General features: G+C 42.2%; 16 protein-coding genes. 14 read left to right on the plus strand and 2 right to left on the minus strand.

Annotated features, from left to right (window positions below; translation table 11 throughout):
- Positions 1 to 43 precede the first annotated feature (43 nt).
- Together ACFSQ3_RS02185 and ACFSQ3_RS02190 are read left to right on the plus strand one after the other, a co-directional pair.
- A complete protein-coding gene (locus ACFSQ3_RS02185) occupies positions 44 to 2,182 on the plus strand; it encodes a S46 family peptidase (protein ID WP_380867094.1) in 2,139 nt (712 codons plus the stop codon).
- A 134-nt stretch (positions 2,183 to 2,316) separates the two neighbouring features.
- Positions 2,317 to 2,499, plus strand: a complete 183-nt coding sequence (locus ACFSQ3_RS02190) for a histone H1 (RefSeq protein ID WP_066755046.1) — start codon at positions 2,317 to 2,319, stop codon at positions 2,497 to 2,499.
- Between the two features lie 319 nt (positions 2,500 to 2,818).
- Here ACFSQ3_RS02190 and ACFSQ3_RS02195 read toward each other — a convergent pair whose 3' ends face one another.
- Entirely contained in the window at positions 2,819 to 3,643 is an 825-nt protein-coding gene (locus ACFSQ3_RS02195; protein ID WP_380867096.1) for a glycogen/starch synthase, read from the minus strand.
- A gap of 145 nt (positions 3,644 to 3,788) precedes the next feature.
- On the opposite strand from ACFSQ3_RS02195, the gene panC reads away from it, so the two are divergent.
- The 3 genes from panC (at position 3,789) to ACFSQ3_RS02210 (ending at position 5,668) form a co-directional block, all read left to right on the plus strand.
- A complete protein-coding gene (gene panC / locus ACFSQ3_RS02200) occupies positions 3,789 to 4,655 on the plus strand; it encodes a pantoate--beta-alanine ligase (RefSeq protein WP_380867097.1) in 867 nt (288 codons plus the stop codon).
- 21 nt (positions 4,656 to 4,676) lie between these two features.
- Positions 4,677 to 5,027, plus strand: coding sequence for an aspartate 1-decarboxylase (gene panD, locus ACFSQ3_RS02205; RefSeq protein ID WP_380867098.1), 351 nt, complete (start codon positions 4,677 to 4,679; stop codon positions 5,025 to 5,027).
- An 80-nt stretch (positions 5,028 to 5,107) separates the two neighbouring features.
- On the plus strand, positions 5,108 to 5,668 hold the full coding sequence (locus tag ACFSQ3_RS02210) for an FKBP-type peptidyl-prolyl cis-trans isomerase (RefSeq protein ID WP_380867099.1): 561 nt from the start codon (positions 5,108 to 5,110) through the stop codon (positions 5,666 to 5,668).
- A 26-nt stretch (positions 5,669 to 5,694) separates the two neighbouring features.
- Here the strand turns inward: ACFSQ3_RS02210 and ACFSQ3_RS02215 are convergent, their stop codons facing one another.
- On the minus strand, positions 5,695 to 6,138 hold the full coding sequence (locus ACFSQ3_RS02215; RefSeq protein WP_380867101.1) for an META domain-containing protein: 444 nt from the start codon (positions 6,136 to 6,138) through the stop codon (positions 5,695 to 5,697).
- A gap of 107 nt (positions 6,139 to 6,245) precedes the next feature.
- Here ACFSQ3_RS02215 and nuoH point away from each other — a divergent pair, with 107 nt between their 5' ends.
- From nuoH to ACFSQ3_RS02260, 9 genes are all read left to right on the plus strand, one after another.
- A complete protein-coding gene (gene nuoH, locus ACFSQ3_RS02220) occupies positions 6,246 to 7,319 on the plus strand; it encodes an NADH-quinone oxidoreductase subunit NuoH (RefSeq protein WP_380867103.1) in 1,074 nt (357 codons plus the stop codon).
- 44 nt (positions 7,320 to 7,363) lie between these two features.
- Positions 7,364 to 7,903 carry a 4Fe-4S dicluster domain-containing protein gene (locus tag ACFSQ3_RS02225; protein ID WP_380867105.1) on the plus strand — a complete coding sequence of 180 codons (540 nt, stop codon included), beginning with the start codon at positions 7,364 to 7,366 and terminating at the stop codon, positions 7,901 to 7,903.
- Positions 7,903 to 8,448 carry an NADH-quinone oxidoreductase subunit J family protein gene (locus ACFSQ3_RS02230; RefSeq protein WP_380867106.1) on the plus strand — a complete coding sequence of 182 codons (546 nt, stop codon included), beginning with the start codon at positions 7,903 to 7,905 and terminating at the stop codon, positions 8,446 to 8,448. The genes ACFSQ3_RS02225 and ACFSQ3_RS02230 overlap by 1 nt, the downstream gene beginning before the upstream one ends.
- A complete protein-coding gene (gene nuoK, locus ACFSQ3_RS02235; protein ID WP_380867108.1) occupies positions 8,445 to 8,750 on the plus strand; it encodes an NADH-quinone oxidoreductase subunit NuoK in 306 nt (101 codons plus the stop codon). The genes ACFSQ3_RS02230 and nuoK overlap by 4 nt, the downstream gene beginning before the upstream one ends.
- Positions 8,750 to 10,774 carry an NADH-quinone oxidoreductase subunit L gene (gene nuoL, locus ACFSQ3_RS02240; protein WP_380867110.1) on the plus strand — a complete coding sequence of 675 codons (2,025 nt, stop codon included), beginning with the start codon at positions 8,750 to 8,752 and terminating at the stop codon, positions 10,772 to 10,774. The genes nuoK and nuoL overlap by 1 nt, the downstream gene beginning before the upstream one ends.
- Before the next feature lies 1 nt (position 10,775).
- The gene (locus tag ACFSQ3_RS02245) at positions 10,776 to 12,380 is read left to right on the plus strand and encodes a complex I subunit 4 family protein (RefSeq protein ID WP_380867112.1); all 1,605 of its coding nucleotides are present in this window, start codon (positions 10,776 to 10,778) and stop codon (positions 12,378 to 12,380) included.
- A 12-nt stretch (positions 12,381 to 12,392) separates the two neighbouring features.
- The gene (locus ACFSQ3_RS02250; protein WP_380867114.1) at positions 12,393 to 13,898 is read left to right on the plus strand and encodes an NADH-quinone oxidoreductase subunit N; all 1,506 of its coding nucleotides are present in this window, start codon (positions 12,393 to 12,395) and stop codon (positions 13,896 to 13,898) included.
- A gap of 120 nt (positions 13,899 to 14,018) precedes the next feature.
- Positions 14,019 to 15,185, plus strand: coding sequence for an alpha-hydroxy acid oxidase (locus tag ACFSQ3_RS02255; protein ID WP_380867115.1), 1,167 nt, complete (start codon positions 14,019 to 14,021; stop codon positions 15,183 to 15,185).
- Positions 15,186 to 15,226: 41 nt separating this feature from the next.
- Entirely contained in the window at positions 15,227 to 15,652 is a 426-nt protein-coding gene (locus ACFSQ3_RS02260) for a 6-pyruvoyl trahydropterin synthase family protein (protein ID WP_380867117.1), read from the plus strand.
- The last annotated feature ends 166 nt before the right edge of the window (positions 15,653 to 15,818 follow it).

Consider the following 15,818-nt stretch of genomic DNA (forward strand, 5'->3'; position numbering starts at 1 on the left):
GATTATTTACAGCAAATTTGTTGCGATATAAACACAATAATACATGAAAAAAACAATGTTTATCCTATTGCTATCGGTTGTTAGCTTAACAACTTGGGCAGATGAAGGGATGTGGTTTTTAATGCATTTGAAGCGCTTGAATGAAGCGGATATGCAGAAAAAAGGATTGCAGTTAACTGCAGAAGAAATTTATAGCATTAATAATTCTAGCATAAAAGATGCGATTGTGCAATTCAACGGTGGTTGTACTGCAGAAATTGTTTCGAAAAGCGGCTTAGTATTCACTAATCACCACTGTGGCTACGGTGCCATTGCAGAACTTTCAACGCCTGAAAAGGATTATTTGACTAACGGTTTCTGGGCAAAAAATCACGAAGAAGAATTAAAGCCAAAATCACTTTACGTACGTTTCTTTGTCCGCATGGATGATGTTTCCAAACGTATTTTGGGTCTGGTAAACGATAAGATGAGCGAGAAAGAACGTGAGCAAGTCATCAATCAAGAGATCGCCAAAATTGAAAAAGAAAACAGCGAAGGCGGAAAATATGTGGTTTCCGTGCGCCCTTTCTATAACGGCAACGAATATTATTATTTCGTTTACCAAGATTACACCGATGTTCGTTTGGTAGGTACTCCGCCGAATAGCGTAGGTAAATTTGGTGGTGATACCGATAACTGGGAATGGCCGCGTCATACCGGAGATTTTTCTGTATTCCGCGTTTACGGAGACAAAGATGGGAATCCAGCACAATATTCGAAAGAGAACGTGCCTTTGAAACCAAAGTATTCTTTGCCGATCAGCATTAAAGGAATTAAGGAAGGTGATTTTTCTATGATTTTGGGATACCCAGGTCGTACAAATCGTTGGATGAATGCTGCTGGAATCGATCAAAATGTACAATATGCATATCCAGCTTGGGTAGAGGCATCGAAAGTAGGTATGGATGCCATGAAAAAACACATGGATCAGCATCAAGATGTAAAATTGAATTATGCATCGACTTACTCCGGTATCGCTAACTATTGGAAAAATCGTCAAGGAATGATTGATGCGTTAACCAAACATCGCACCGCGGCAACGAAACGTAAACAAGAAAAACGTTTTGCAAAATGGGCAAATCGTCCGGCGAATCGCGAAATGTACGGTCAAGTTATCCCAACGATCAACGCTTATTATAAAGCAACAAACGAGGAAGCAAGACACGACAATTACCTGACTGGCTTGCTCCGCTCGGCATCTTTCGCTGCGATTCCTGCATCTTTAGGTAACGGTTTGATTCAATACAGCAACGAGAACGAAGCAAAACGTCAGGAAATGCGTCCGCGCTTGGAAAGCTATATTGCGAACAATTATGAAAAAATGCATTTGCCATTGGAAAAGGATGTTTTGGCTGCAGGATTGAGTTTGTATGCTTCCAAAGCTGGCAACGTTGCTCCGGAAGTAGCTGCGATGGCCACTCAAAACCAAAATAATTTTACAAACGATGTATCCAATGCAGTAGATAAAAGCATCTTTCAAAGCGCAGAAAAACTGGCCGCTTTCTTGGATGATCCAAATGCAGCAACCGTTCAAAATGATCCGCTATTCCAACTTTCATCTTCGCTAATGCAGAAGTATCGTGAAACCAATCCGGAAACAGCGAAATTGGAAGAAGCGTTCGACAAAGCGGCACGCTTGTATGTAAAGGGTGTTTTGGAAATGGATCCGCAAGGAAAATATTATCCAGATGCAAACTCTACTTTACGCTTAACTTATGGTACCATTCGTGCGTTACCGAAAGATAAACGCAACGATGCCACGATCAACAACTACACCACGCTAACGGGAACAATTGCTAAATATGTACCTGGTGATGAGGAATTTGACTTATCAGAAAAATTGATCGAATTGGAGAAAACGAAAGATTACGGTCGCTACGCTGATGCGGCAGGTTATATGCCAGTGAACTTCCTGAGCGATCAGGATATTACAGGAGGCAACTCGGGATCTCCGGTTTTAAATGCAAAAGGCGAGTTAATTGGCATTGCATTTGACGGTAACATCGAAGCGATGGCAGGTGATGTGATTTTCGATCCAAAATTGCAGCGCACTATTTCGGTAGATATTCGCTACGTACTATTCATCATCGATAAATATGCTGGTGCGAAAAACATTATCGATGAACTAACAATTGTAGAATAGTGCCTTAGACGTGCTTTGACATAAAAAACTAAAAAATTACTTTTTAAAGGAACCTTTTGTATATTTATCCTATCTTAGGATTACATCTAGGTAAAAACGACTTTTATATTAATTATTTATTATTGTATTTAAACATGAAAAATTTCAATCAACTTAAAGACCTACTTGCCTCTATCGAAGGCGATGCTGACAAGTTCTTCAACAACGGTAACGCGGCAGCTGGTACTCGTGTACGTAAAGGATTGCAAGAAATTAAAACTTTAGCACAAGAAATTCGTAACGAAATCACTGCTGCTAAAAACGATGCAAAAAAATAAGGCAAAGCCTTTTAATCTTTAAATAAATAAGCTCAATACTGCAAGGTATTGAGCTTATTTGCTTTTTAGACATTTCTGAAATTATGAGTTGTTAGAGCCATAAAACGCATGATTCATCTTGTCGTCATTAGGAACCCGAGGAACGAGTGGTGAAGCCATCTAGCAATTTCATAAATCAACCACTCAACGAACTTACGACTTCACATCTTTACCTCATAGCCGGTAACTTCTATAAAGATTCTAAAAACAAAAAAAGCAAAGGACGTTACTGACCTTTGCTTTAGAATATCGATTGCAGTGAATACTGCGGAACTTTTGCTTACGCGATTACTTCTTCGCCGACAAACTCGTCGTATAATGTTGCGAAAGATTCGTAATCTTCATCGCCTTCGGTAGCGTGCAAACGAATACCTTCGGTAGCAATATGCTGCAGCAATTCATGATCCGCTGGCAAACCAGCATTGATCGCTACATCCGTAAATGCTAACGCACCTTTGTATAAATCGGTATAAGAACCACTGCCGTATCTTGCAGCATGCTCTGCAGACAAATCAGATTGACCTGCCATTGCGCCAAATTTTTCGGACAATGTATCCTCAGCGTTGAAATCCTCATCGTAAAGCGAATAGATGATCTTCGTATCTTTAAAAGATGGATCGTCGTTATATACATTCTTGATGTACGCCGGAATCATAGATGAAAACCAACCATGGCAATGGATTACATCGGGAGCCCAACCAAGCTTTTTAACCGTTTCAATAGCTCCTTTTCCAAAGAAAAGCGCACGTTCATTGTTGTCGTTAAAAAACTTTCCGTTTTCGTCGCGAAATACTTTTTTCCGTTGAAAATAGTCTTCGTTATCCAAAAAATACACCTGCATGCGTGCGGCTGGTAAAGATGCCACTTTAATAATCAAGGGGTTATCATCCCCATCCACCACGATGTTCATACCAGATAGACGAATTACCTCGTGTAAGCGATTTCTGCGTTCGTTGATATTACCAAAGCGTGGCATTAGAATACGGATTTCGAATCCGCGCTCTTGCATAGCTTGTGGCAACTGACGAGTAATTTCAGAAATTTTACTTAATTCAAGGAAAGGCGACATCTCATGGGTTACAAACAATATTTTCGTTTTTGCCATCTCCACTTACTTTTTTTGTTTTGATAAATAAAATCGGTGTACAAATGTACGACTTTTTATCCTTTTAACCAATTGATTGCCAATCATGGTTTTATATTCCCAAAAATATTACGCACCTTAGCGGGCTATTTCAAAGAATACTGACGTGGAAATCATACTCGATCCCATTGCACTAAAGCAATATGTGCATAACGTTAAACAAGAGCAAAAAAAAGTAGGTTTTGTGCCAACCATGGGCGCTTTGCATGAAGGACACCTTACCTTAATTCAGGAAGCACAGAAAAAAACGGATATCGTAATTTGTAGCATATTCGTCAACCCCACGCAATTTAACGATCCAAAAGATTTAGAAAAATATCCGAGGCCGATTGAACAGGATAAGGCATTATTGAACCAAATCGGATGCGATGTTTTGTTTTTACCCGATGTAAGCGCGATGTATCCACCAAACGAACCGGAATGGTCGATTGATTTAGGCAACTTGGATCGCATTTGGGAAGGCGAACATCGTCCCGGACATTTCCAAGGTGTTACGCAAGTCGTTTACAAGTTGTTTCAATTGGTGCAGCCTGATGTGGCATTTTTTGGTCAAAAGGATTTCCAGCAAGTGATGGTTATTCAGCGCATGGTCGAAGTAAAAAAACTTCCTGTTCAACTAGATATTGTTCCAACGAAACGTAATGAATATGGATTGGCGCTAAGTTCACGAAACACGCGCTTGTCGCCGGAAGGAATCGAACACGCTTATGCTTTGCCGCGTGCACTGAATCGCATTCAGCAACAATTTAAATCTGTGGATCTGCAGCATTTAACCCCAGAAGCCATTCAAACGATTGAACAAACATCACCACTAAAAGTCGAATATTTGGCTATTTGCGAAGCAAAAACGCTGGCGCTGGCGACCATGATTGAGGACGATAAAGATTATGTGGTCATTGCGGCGGCGTGGATAGAAGGCGTTCGGCTGATCGACAACGTAATCCTGACAGCAAGCAAACAAACATTCCAATAGAAAAAACAGTACCTTTGCAGCATGATGATTGAAGTGATGAAATCCAAGATTCACCGGGCAAAAGTAACCCAGGCAGAATTGAACTACGTCGGCAGTATTACGATCGATGAGGATTTGATGGATGCGGCTAATATCATAGCCAATGAGAAAGTGCAAATTGTAAACAACAACAATGGAGCGCGTTTTGAAACGTACGTTATTAAAGGTGCTCGCGGATCGGGAACAATTTGCTTAAACGGTGCAGCAGCGCGTTTAGTACAAGTTGGTGATGTGGTAATTATTATCTCGTATGCTTGGATGAACCATGATGAAGCGAAACAGCACGAGCCATCTTTGGTTTTCCCTGACGACAATAATCAACTTATTTCGTAAACCCAGATTTTTCTACCAATGATTGTCGCGTCGCGAATACAGGCACGTTTAACCAAACATTGATTAACAAAATTTTACCTATGAAACTTTTAAAAACGATCGTGTTAGGATTTATTGCCTTTTTGGCGTTGTGGGCTTGCTCATCGGAAGACAATTTCGATGCTAACGCTCAGTTTGAATTAGACAAGAAAGCAATCAAGAACTTTGCCTCAGAAAAATATCCAAATGCCATAGCGGATAGTAGTGGATCAGGCATCTACTATGAACTAATAAGCAAAGCTGACACCGCTACGTTTCAATACAAATTGAACCCAGATGGTAGTCATATCTTCCCGACAGCAACCGTGAACTATCGCGTACTTTTGTTAAACGGTTCAGAAGTGGACGGAAATCAGGCGGCCGAAGGTTTTGCGTTCGGCCTTAAACAGCTTATTCCAGCTTGGCATAGAGCATTTTTCCCAAAACCATCTGCTAACAGCAAACAAGCTGTGCATGGATTGTTAGATCGCGGTCTTCAACCTGGAGATCACATTCGCTTTATCACGCCTTCCGCATATGCTTATGGAGACCAAAGCCGTGGGAGCATCCCAGCAAATTCTCCATTAATTTTCGAGATCAAAGTACTTAAGATCGTCGATTAAATACATTCAATTTACATTGATGCCTTTTAGGGCATCAATGTAAATTCTGCTAATTTCTTTCCTTCTCCATCTTTCAGCACAAGGCGATCCGCTTTCATTTCGTAACCGTAAACCAACGGAAACACTTTGCTCAAACCATCTTCCACCTCCATCGCGCCCTCACAAAACATCTTAGTCGACATGCCGGCAGAAAAACTCAATAAATTTCCTTCGGAGGCAGTATAATTCCCTCCAATGCCATTACAGCCCGTCACCGCAGCATAGCGCTTATCTTCCGACATCAGCTTTAATGACGGAACCTTACCATTAATTTGCTCCGCAACCGACTTACCGTTCAATTCTACCAAACGCCAAGTAACATTTTCCAACGTTCCGGCCGCCGTCATTTGCTTGTTTTTCTTCTGCGTACTACACGCTCCGATGAGCAGACTGGCTACCAGCACTGCAAAAATCATCCAATTCTTTGTCATTGTCATATCTTTTATTGCTAAACGGGCAACATTCGTGCCTCGCTACATCGTTATATTGAAGCGTTTTCATTAAGTTTGCGTGTAGTTAAGAATTGTTCTAAAAAACATTGTCCGAACTTTTATCCCATATCATCTCGCCTATCGCAATATTTATCTTTATTGCCTTCTTTACGTTGTTTGCTGTTTATGCAGAACGTAAAATAGCTGGTTTTGTTCAGGATAGGCTCGGTCCAATGGAAACGGGAAAGTTTGGTTCCCTTCAAACCATTGCCGATATTCTCAAGCTTATCCAAAAAGAATTTATTACGCCCAGCGTTGCTGATAAGGTATTATTTGCACTTGCGCCGATCGTTATTTTTATTGCCGTTTACATCGGATTTAGTGTAATTCCTTGGGCGCCGGATTTTGCTCCAGCCAATACAAATACGGGGTTATTCTTTATTATGGCGGTTATTTCCATTGATGCGATTGGTATTTTAATGGCAGGATGGGGATCTAATAACAAGTATGCGCTGTTGGGTTCAATCCGTGCGATAGCGCAAATGCTTTCTTACGAAATTCCCATTGGATTATCGCTGATTGCGGTGGTGATGTTATCGCAAACGCTTAATTTAAATGATATTGCCGCGAGCCAAGGCATTCTGGCGACAACAGAAATCAAATTATTCGGTATTTGGGAAATCAATGAGGTCGGCGGTATTTTAGCTTGGCACATTTTCCAAGCGCCACATTTGCTGGTTGTTTATATTATATTTTTTATTGCAACCTTGGCAGAATGTAATCGCGCACCGTTTGATATCCCCGAAGCAGAAAGTGAACTAATTGGTGGTTTTCATACCGAATACGGTGGAATCCGCTTTGCTTTTGTTTTCTTGGCAGAATATGCCATGATGTTTTTGGTTTCGATGATGGGCGTGGTGTTGTTTTTAGGCGCGTGGAATACGCCCCTGCCCAACATCGGCAGTTTGCAATTGGCAACTTGGACGACCGGATTATATTGGGGATTGTTTTGGACCATCTCCAAAACGTTGTTCATCGTCGGCGTACAAATGTGGATTCGATGGACATTACCTCGCTTTCGAGCCGATCAATTGATGAACCTGTGTTGGAAAGTGTTGATTCCAGTTGCCTTCGTTGGTATGGCAATTTCGGGATTGTGGCGTATATTGGTGATGATTTAATTTAATTGGTCGAAAACGTGATTTTAAAAACTACGCTGTACGGAATGAAGACCGCTGTCAAAGGATTGCTTTTGACGGTCAAGCATTTGTTTGCGGCAGGTAGAAAACGTGAAAACCTAGATATTCGCGAAGATGGTTATTTCGACAAGCAAGATGGAACGGTTACTATTCAGTTTCCAAAGCAAACCATTCCAATTCCAGAAGTTGCACGTTATCAATTGGATGTTGAAATATCCGATTGTATTGTTTGCGATCTTTGTGCGAAAGCTTGCCCGGTAGATTGCATTGCGATCGAGGCAATCAAATCACCGGAAGCCATCGGAAAAACCTCAGATGGCAGCGTAAAGCGATTGTATGCTGAAACGTTCGATATCGACATGGCGAAATGTATGTATTGCGGATTGTGCACCGTAGTTTGTCCAACAGAATGCATTACCATGACTGATCAATATGATCGTACCACAACAAAATTAACAGATTTAATATACGGCTTCGCCGAAATGAGTGATCAAGAAGTAGCTCAACGTAAAGAAGAATGGACGCGTTTTCAAGCTGAGAAGGAGGCAGCGAAAGCAAAAAAATAATGGAAACTGTATTATTTTACGCTTTTGCAGCGATGGCTATTTTCGGTGCTTTACTCATGGTAAGCTTAAAAAATACAGCGCGCGCGCTTTTCCTTTTTTTTATCGTGATTTTTGCCATTGCAGGACTTTGCTTATTCGCTTTAGCCGATTTTGTAGCTATCACGCAAATATTGGTTTACGTTGGCGGTGTGCTTATTCTGATGATTTTTGCATTTATGCTTAGCAATAAAGAACTGCTGAGCGATCTGCAAGATCTATCCGGATCTTTTATACAACTTCCGAATTGGCAATCCGTTTTACTTTCTGTTGGCTTTTTAGCGATTATGGGGTTCGGAATTTGGCAATGGGAACAGAGCTATTCACCAGAATGGATTCAGCAAAATATGCGTAGCGGACAAATCATCCGCGCCAGCGATAACAACATCAATCAGCTCGGCGTGATGTTCATGTCAAGGTATATTCTTCCTTTCGAAATCGTATCTATATTTCTGATGATGACGCTGATTGGCGCTGCGCACGTGGCGAGAAAGGGCGAAAAAGCATGATTCCATTAACACATTTTTTGGCGATCAGCGCTTGCATCTTCTGCATTGGTTTGTACGCCGTATTGGCGAAGCGAAATGCCATCATGATTTTGGTGGGAATCGAGCTGATGATTCACGCCGCTATTCTAAATCTGGTTGCTTTCGGTCGATTCGACAGAGCGTTTTACGGTGGGCAAGTCTTTGCGCTGTTTGCCATTGTGCTAGCTGCTGCTTCGGTGGCCGTCGGCTTATCCATTATTCTTTTGGTTTATCGAAAATATAAAACCATTAATCCTGATCAAATTACCGACTTACGCGATTAATGACGAACCTGCTAAACATATCGCCATCTTTTGCTGCCTTAGCCGTATTGCTTTTCCCATTTTTGGGTTTTGTTTATCAAGCTTGCTTGGGAAGAAAAGATCAAAGTGGTTGGGCAGGTTTGATTGCCATTTGCTTAAGCACAATTTGTAGCGGATTGCTCGTTTTCATTCCCGTTTGGCAACATACTCCCATCGAATCACAAATTAACTGGTTCACCGTCGGTACGCACACATTTTCCGCGGGTATTTTATTGAATAACCTGACGGTTTTGATGCAATTATTGGTATGTGTGATCGCCTTACCCGTCCACATCTATTCGCGCGTTTACATGAAGGGCGATCCCGGATTGCATCGCTATTGGATGTATCTGAGCTTATTTTGCTTCGCCATGCTGGCTTTAACGATTGCGAACAACCTCTTGCTGATGTATGTATGCTGGGAATTGGTCGGATTCGCTTCCTATTTGTTAATCGGGTTTTGGTTTACAAAAGATGCCGCTGCACAGGCGAATAAAAAAGCATTTATTATCAATCGCATTGGCGATTTGGGTTTTCTAATCGGTATTGCCTTAGTTTATGCTAACTTGGGAACGTTGAATCTTTCCGAACTATTTGGTTCGCAAAGTCCAGTTTTTGAGAAAATGTCCGTGCATCATTCTGCATCTTGGACAACCTACGCCGGACTAGCATTTTTCGTGGGTGCGATGGCCAAATCTGCGCAATTTCCGTTGCACGTTTGGTTGCCGGACGCGATGGAAGGCCCAACCTCCGTTTCTTCCTTAATTCACGCTGCAACGATGGTGGCAGCTGGCGTTTTCCTGCTGGCGACTGTTTTCCCATTATTCAATGGAACGACATTATTGGTGATTGCAATCATCGGAGCAATTACGGCGTTAACATCGGCTTATTTCGCGCTAGCGCAACAGGATATTAAAAAAGTTTTAGCCTTTTCGACCATTTCCCAACTCGGATTTATGGTCGTTGCTGTCGGCATTGGCGCTTGGAATGCGGCTATTTTTCACTTGGTAACACATGCGTTTTTCAAATGCTTGCTATTCTTGTGCGCAGGTGCCGTAATTCACGAAATGGCACACGCATTTTCTGCTTCCGGCAAATCCACGCTGAATCCGCAAGATATGCGCAATATGGGCGGACTGCGGAAATTTATGCCGTCTACCTTTATTTTGATGGTGGTTGCTTCTTTAGCGTTAGCTGGATTTCCGCTGACCGCCGGATTTCTATCGAAAGATGCTATCGTTATTGCGTCCTTCGAATGGGCGTTAGCGCATGGCGGTGCTTACATCATCATTCCCATCATCTTAGTTTTGGTCAGTTTCCTCACCGCATTCTATATCGGCAGAATGATTTTCAAGGTGTTTTTTGGAAAGATTCGTTCGTGGTCGGCGAATGATAACCAAGTTCCGGTTTTTCATGAAGCACCAAAAATGATGCTGTTTCCGATGGCATTCCTAGCGATTTGCTCGCTGTTCATCATCTTCTCGTTCCATCCCGCATCATACGCCAACGCAGCATTAATGCGCGGATTGCTTCTTTTATCGGTCTTCCCTCCCATCGAATCGCTTCACATGCTAATTCCGATCATCTTGATCAGTGGATCGGCGATTGGATGGTGGATTGGCTATCGTTGGTATGTAAAAGATGCCTATCCATTTAAAGAAGATAACAAATTGGTCAAGCACGCTTTGAATCAAGGATATATTAACGAATTCTATCAACGAACTTGGGTGCAAGGAACAGTTTTACTTTCCGACGGGTTGTATTGGTTGGATCGAAATATCGTGGATGGACTAGCAATCGGTTTAGCAGCGATCACGCGTATGATTAGCACTTTTTCCGCATGGATCGATCGCTACATCGTAGATGGTTTGGTAAATTTAGTTGCGCAAACCGGCTATTATTTGGGTCATTTGCTTCGCTGGATACAAAATGGCCGATTGCAAGGTTACATGGGTTTTGCGTTTACCATGGTTTTATTTGGCATACTTTATTTGGTTTTACGATAACATGGGATTATTATCTATACTCATATTTCTTCCACTATTAGCTGCTTTGGTGATTCTGTTATTGCCATCATCAGCGAATGGAAAAGCAAAATATCTTGCGCTGGCAGCGGCCCTCGCACAGTTAGTTTTATCGGGCTATTTGTATGTCCAATTTGATCCTTCATTGGCAGGCGTAAACGATGTCAAGAGCTTTCAATTCGTGGAACAACTGTCGTGGATCCGATTACAAATCGGTAGCGAGCGATTGCTTGAAATCGATTATTTCCTTGGATTGGACGGCATTTCCTTGCCATTAATTGTTTTAAGTGCATTTGTGATGTTGATGGCTATCGGCGCATCCTGGAATATGCAAAAAAGCGTGAAAGGATATTTCGCCTTGTTGATGCTCTTAAACACGGCCGTGATGGGTATCTTCTGTGCATTAGATTTCTTTTTGTTTTATATTTTCTACGAAGTGATGCTTTTGCCGCTGTATTTCCTGATCGGAATTTGGGGCGGCGTTCGTCGAGAATACGCTGCGGTAAAGTTCTTTATTTACACCTTATTAGGTTCGGTTTTCATGTTATTGGTGATCGTCGGGCTGTATTTCTCGGTAACTAATCCGGAAACTGGTGCGCATACGTTCAACATGTTGCACATGATGAATCCAGCGAACTTCAGTGAAGATGCATTTTTCGGTTGGGGACAGAATTTTCACGAGATATTCGGTATTCCGGCGAGAATGCTCGGATTTATTATTCTATTTATCGCCTTCGCAATCAAAGTTCCAATTGTACCGCTTCATACCTGGTTGCCGGATGCGCACGTGGAAGCACCAACGCCGGTTTCCATTATATTAGCTGGAATTCTACTGAAAGTCGGCGGTTATGGAATCCTACGCGTTTGCATTGGCATTTTCCCAGATATTGCAGCTCAAACGAATTGGTGGCTTGCGTTGATTGGCGTTGTTTCCATTTTATACGGTGCGTTTAACGCTTTGGCGCAAAAAGATTTGAAACGCTTAATCGCTTATTCATCCGTTTCGCACATGGGATTCGTGCTGTTGGGAATCGCTTCGCTAACCGCGGAAGGCATTTCTGGAGCAATGTTCCAGATGATTAGTCACGGATTTTTATCCGCTTCTTTATTCTTTTTAGTGGGTGTTATTTATGACCGTGTGCATGATCGTAATATTTATAGTTTCCGAGGATTGGCCAGCCACATGCCAAAGTACACCGTTTATGTCGCCATCGCATTTTTTGCTTCGTTAGGGCTTCCTGGTTTCTCGGCTTTTATTGGAGAAGCTTTCGTCATTATCGGCACATTCAATAGCGAATCCGTCGGAACGGGTATTCCGCGTTGGATGGCTGCTGGCGGATCGATTGGTATTCTGTTAAGCGCGGCTTATTTCCTTTGGACCTTACAACGTATGTTCTTTGGACAAACACGATTAAAAGGAGGAGAATCCTGGGCAACGGAGCTAACAGATGTCACGCCGCGCGAACAGCTCGTTTTTATTCCTGCCTTAGCATTGGCGATCGTTTTAGGCATCATGCCATCATTGGTATTCACCCCGCTAAATGAAGGTGTTTTGCGTTTGGTTTCAATGGTTTCATCATTTTTATAGAAAAGGAGAACCATGCACGAATTTGCGCCACAGATAACCAGCAGTATTGATCATATCGTAGAATCTCTACGTTTTTTTCGTCCGGAGTTAGCACTCAGCATCGGGTTTATCTGCACGATTTTCTGTACGCTATTCGTCGATCGCATTTGGCAATCGTCTTCCTTATGGAGCTTCTTGCTTACCATCGCAGCGGCGTTCTATTTCAATATCGGAGAAGAACTGTCGACCACGTCCATGTTTTTTGACATGCTGACGATCGACCATTTCTCTCAATCCGTTCGTGGCATTGTATTGATTTCGACATTGATCATCGGAATCTATCTGCAACAATTCGTCAAATTGCAGGCGCTGGACAAGCGTACTGGTGATATTTTTTCGATTCTGATTGCGACAACTTTGGGAATGCACGCGTTGGCACTTACGACCAATTGGCTGTTAGCGTTTATCGCTATTGAAATGGTATCCATTGGTTCCTATGTGCTGGTTGCTTACTTCGCAGAGAAGAAAAGTGAGTCCGAAGCCGCAATGAAATATGTGCTTTTTGGATCGGTTTGCGCAGCATTTATGCTGTATGGAATATCGCTGATTTATGGCTTTACCGGATCGTTGAATTTCACGAGCATGGAGCAAATGAAAGGTTTAATTGCTGCGCCGACCGTAATGAGTACAATTGCCTTGCTTTTCGTATTTGTCGGCATCGGTTTTAAATTGGGGTTCGTCCCATTCCATGTTTGGACGCCAGATGTTTACGAAGGTGCACCGACGCCCATCACGGCATTCTTATCCACCGTTCCGAAAGTTGCTGCTGTTGCTCTTTTTAGTCGGCTGATCTTGGCATGGACAGCCAGTCCATTCTATTTTGGTGAAGTAACGTTACATTTCTTGTGTTTTATTTCTGTTGTCACCATGTTAATCGGAAATTTGGTGGCGTTGCGCCAGCAAAACATCAAGCGAATGATGGCTTATTCTTCCATCGGACACACAGGTTTTCTGTTATTAGCGGTGTTGAGTTATGTGCATAGTGAACCCGAAGTTTTGCTTTTTTATTTAGCGGTGTATACCTTGATGAATTTAGCAGTGTTCGGCTTTGTAATGTTGCTTGAACATCAAACAGGATCAACACAATTGGAAAGTTATGCTGGTTTAGGAAAGCGTTTTCCGATTGTATTTGCGTGCTTAACCTTCGTCGGCATATCTTTGGTGGGCTTACCACCAACTGCCGGATTTATTGGAAAGTTATTTGTCTTTTCTTCCATATTCGACATTTATCAAAACCTCGATCAAGAGCTGTATCTTTATCTACTAATCGTGGGTGTACTCACTTCCGTGATATCCCTTTTCTACTATTTAAAAATTCCTTTGTACAGTTTTCTGCGGAAGTCGCCGGATTTTGTATCTACCGAAAATGTCCGCATTGCATCGCAACCGATTTATCTATTAGCGATTCTCTTTACCATCATTCTTTTTGTTTCCGGTTTGTTCCCGGCCCTACTTTTGGACGTATTTCGAGCTCATTAATCAGAAGTTTCCGTTCTCCTTTTTCATTTTCAAGCATGAAGGTACAGGTCGGCTACAGCGTAGAAATACGAGCGATTGTATTAAATTTGTCGGCATATAAATACATAGCCTGAAAACCGAATGAGCAAGAAACCCGTTTTTCCGTACAATCCAAAATATCCTTCGATAGCCGATCTAAAACGTCGCGCTAAATGGCGCATTCCCAAATTTGCGTTCGATTATTTGCAAGATGGATGTAATGAAGAACTGAATCTTGCACGCAACGAATCGGATTTCGACAATATCTACCTTAAACCACATTACCTAAAAGTGGGTGGTGACATTGATATGTCGGTTGAATTATTTGGCAGAAAATACAGCGCTCCATTTGGTATTTCGCCTATTGGCCTACAAGGTTTGATGTGGCCAAATGCGCCGGAAATTCTAGCAAAAGCTGCTACAAAACACGACATTCCTTACACGCTGAGTACGGTGTCCACATCGAGTATCGAACGTATTGCCGAAGTTTCCGATGGTAAAGCTTGGTTTCAGCTCTATCATCCAACAGAAGATCGCTTGCGCGATGATATTCTAAATCGATTGAAAACGGTAGAATGTCCGGTATTAGTTGTGCTAGTCGATGTACCGTCTTTTGGATTACGCTACCGCGAAATTAAAAGCGGACTTTCCATGCCGCCGAAAATGAACATCGAAAACATCTTTCAAGCGATGGTATGTCCGGAATGGGGAATTAAAACGTTGAAACATGGCATTCCTTCGTTCGCAACGCTGAAACCTTATATGGAAAAAGGATTGGATTTGAGTCAGCTTGGGCAATTTATGAACCGCACCTTCACCGGAAAAGTGAATATGGAAAAGGTGAAAGCGATTCGTGATATTTGGAAAGGGCCTTTAGTGCTGAAAGGAATTGCGAGCGAAGAAGATATGGAAGGTGCGATTCAATTAGGTGTGGATGGCGTAATTATTTCGAATCATGGCGGTCGACAAATTGATGCAGGAGAATCATCACTGATCTCCTTGATCAAATTAGCAAATAACCCGAATTATGCTGGAAAGCTTAAAATTATGATGGACGGTGGTATTCGATCGGGTGTGGATTTAGGTCGCGCACATGCCGTTGGTTCCGAATTCAATTTTATGGGAAGACCGTTTATGTACGGCGTGGGTGCTTTAGGCGACGAAGGAGCGGATCATACGATCAATTTGTTTAAAGCCCAATTGTATCAAGTGATGCAACAACTCACTTTAGAGCGCGTGAGCGATTTTCCGGATCGCCTGATCCGATAGTTCGCGCATCCGCGATTCTAAAAAATACGTATCTTTGCCGCATGATTACAGCAGAGCGCTATCACGATATTTCATGCGGACATCGCGTGGTGGGACACGAAGGAAAATGTCGATTTTTACATGGACATAATTACCGCATTCATTTCGTGGTTGCAGCTGAACAGCTGGATGAATTAGGCCGTGTATTGGATTTCTCTGTCATTAAGGAAAAGCTTTGTATGTGGTTGGAAGAAGAATATGACCACAAATTCTTGATTTGGGAACAAGATGAACTTTTACCGCAGCTTCGTGCTATTACCGAACACAGCTTGGTGGTTGTTCCCTTCAATCCTACCGCCGAAAACATTGCACAACATCTCGTAGAAGTGGTCGGGCCAAAACAGCTTGCTGGTACTAATACGCGATTAATCTCATGTAAAGTCGAAGAAACTGCGAAGTGCTCAGCGACGTATGCGTTGGGAAGTTAGAAGTGGGAAATAGTATTTAGTAGTTAGATATTAGTATTTAGATGGGAGAAGTGAGAAATTAAAAAGTAAAAATGTGCTTTAACAACTTTACATCTAAACCCCTATTCAACTCTATTAAACCCCTGAAGACTTCATCGCGAACCTTTCCATTTCCTCAAAATGCCGC

The organism is Sphingobacterium corticis (genome assembly GCF_042684745.1).
GTDB lineage: Bacteria > Bacteroidota > Bacteroidia > Sphingobacteriales > Sphingobacteriaceae > Sphingobacterium > Sphingobacterium corticis.

What these genes read in the sequence shown, in the direction of transcription:
- ACFSQ3_RS02230 (WP_380867106.1), top strand. Translation starts at nt 7,903, where the DNA reads ATGGAAACTGTATTATTTTACGCTTTTGCAGCGATGGCTATTTTCGGT.
- panD (WP_380867098.1), top strand. Translation starts at nt 4,677, where the DNA reads ATGATGATTGAAGTGATGAAATCCAAGATTCACCGGGCAAAAGTAACC.
- ACFSQ3_RS02185 (WP_380867094.1), top strand. Translation starts at nt 44, where the DNA reads ATGAAAAAAACAATGTTTATCCTATTGCTATCGGTTGTTAGCTTAACA.
- nuoK (WP_380867108.1), top strand. Translation starts at nt 8,445, where the DNA reads ATGATTCCATTAACACATTTTTTGGCGATCAGCGCTTGCATCTTCTGC.
- ACFSQ3_RS02210 (WP_380867099.1), top strand. Translation starts at nt 5,108, where the DNA reads ATGAAACTTTTAAAAACGATCGTGTTAGGATTTATTGCCTTTTTGGCG.
- ACFSQ3_RS02245 (WP_380867112.1), top strand. Translation starts at nt 10,776, where the DNA reads ATGGGATTATTATCTATACTCATATTTCTTCCACTATTAGCTGCTTTG.
- ACFSQ3_RS02190 (WP_066755046.1), top strand. Translation starts at nt 2,317, where the DNA reads ATGAAAAATTTCAATCAACTTAAAGACCTACTTGCCTCTATCGAAGGC.
- ACFSQ3_RS02260 (WP_380867117.1), top strand. Translation starts at nt 15,227, where the DNA reads ATGATTACAGCAGAGCGCTATCACGATATTTCATGCGGACATCGCGTG.
- nuoL (WP_380867110.1), top strand. Translation starts at nt 8,750, where the DNA reads ATGACGAACCTGCTAAACATATCGCCATCTTTTGCTGCCTTAGCCGTA.
- ACFSQ3_RS02255 (WP_380867115.1), top strand. Translation starts at nt 14,019, where the DNA reads ATGAGCAAGAAACCCGTTTTTCCGTACAATCCAAAATATCCTTCGATA.
- ACFSQ3_RS02250 (WP_380867114.1), top strand. Translation starts at nt 12,393, where the DNA reads ATGCACGAATTTGCGCCACAGATAACCAGCAGTATTGATCATATCGTA.
- ACFSQ3_RS02195 (WP_380867096.1), bottom strand. Translation starts at nt 3,643, where the DNA reads ATGGCAAAAACGAAAATATTGTTTGTAACCCATGAGATGTCGCCTTTC.
- ACFSQ3_RS02225 (WP_380867105.1), top strand. Translation starts at nt 7,364, where the DNA reads ATGAAGACCGCTGTCAAAGGATTGCTTTTGACGGTCAAGCATTTGTTT.
- ACFSQ3_RS02215 (WP_380867101.1), bottom strand. Translation starts at nt 6,138, where the DNA reads ATGACAAAGAATTGGATGATTTTTGCAGTGCTGGTAGCCAGTCTGCTC.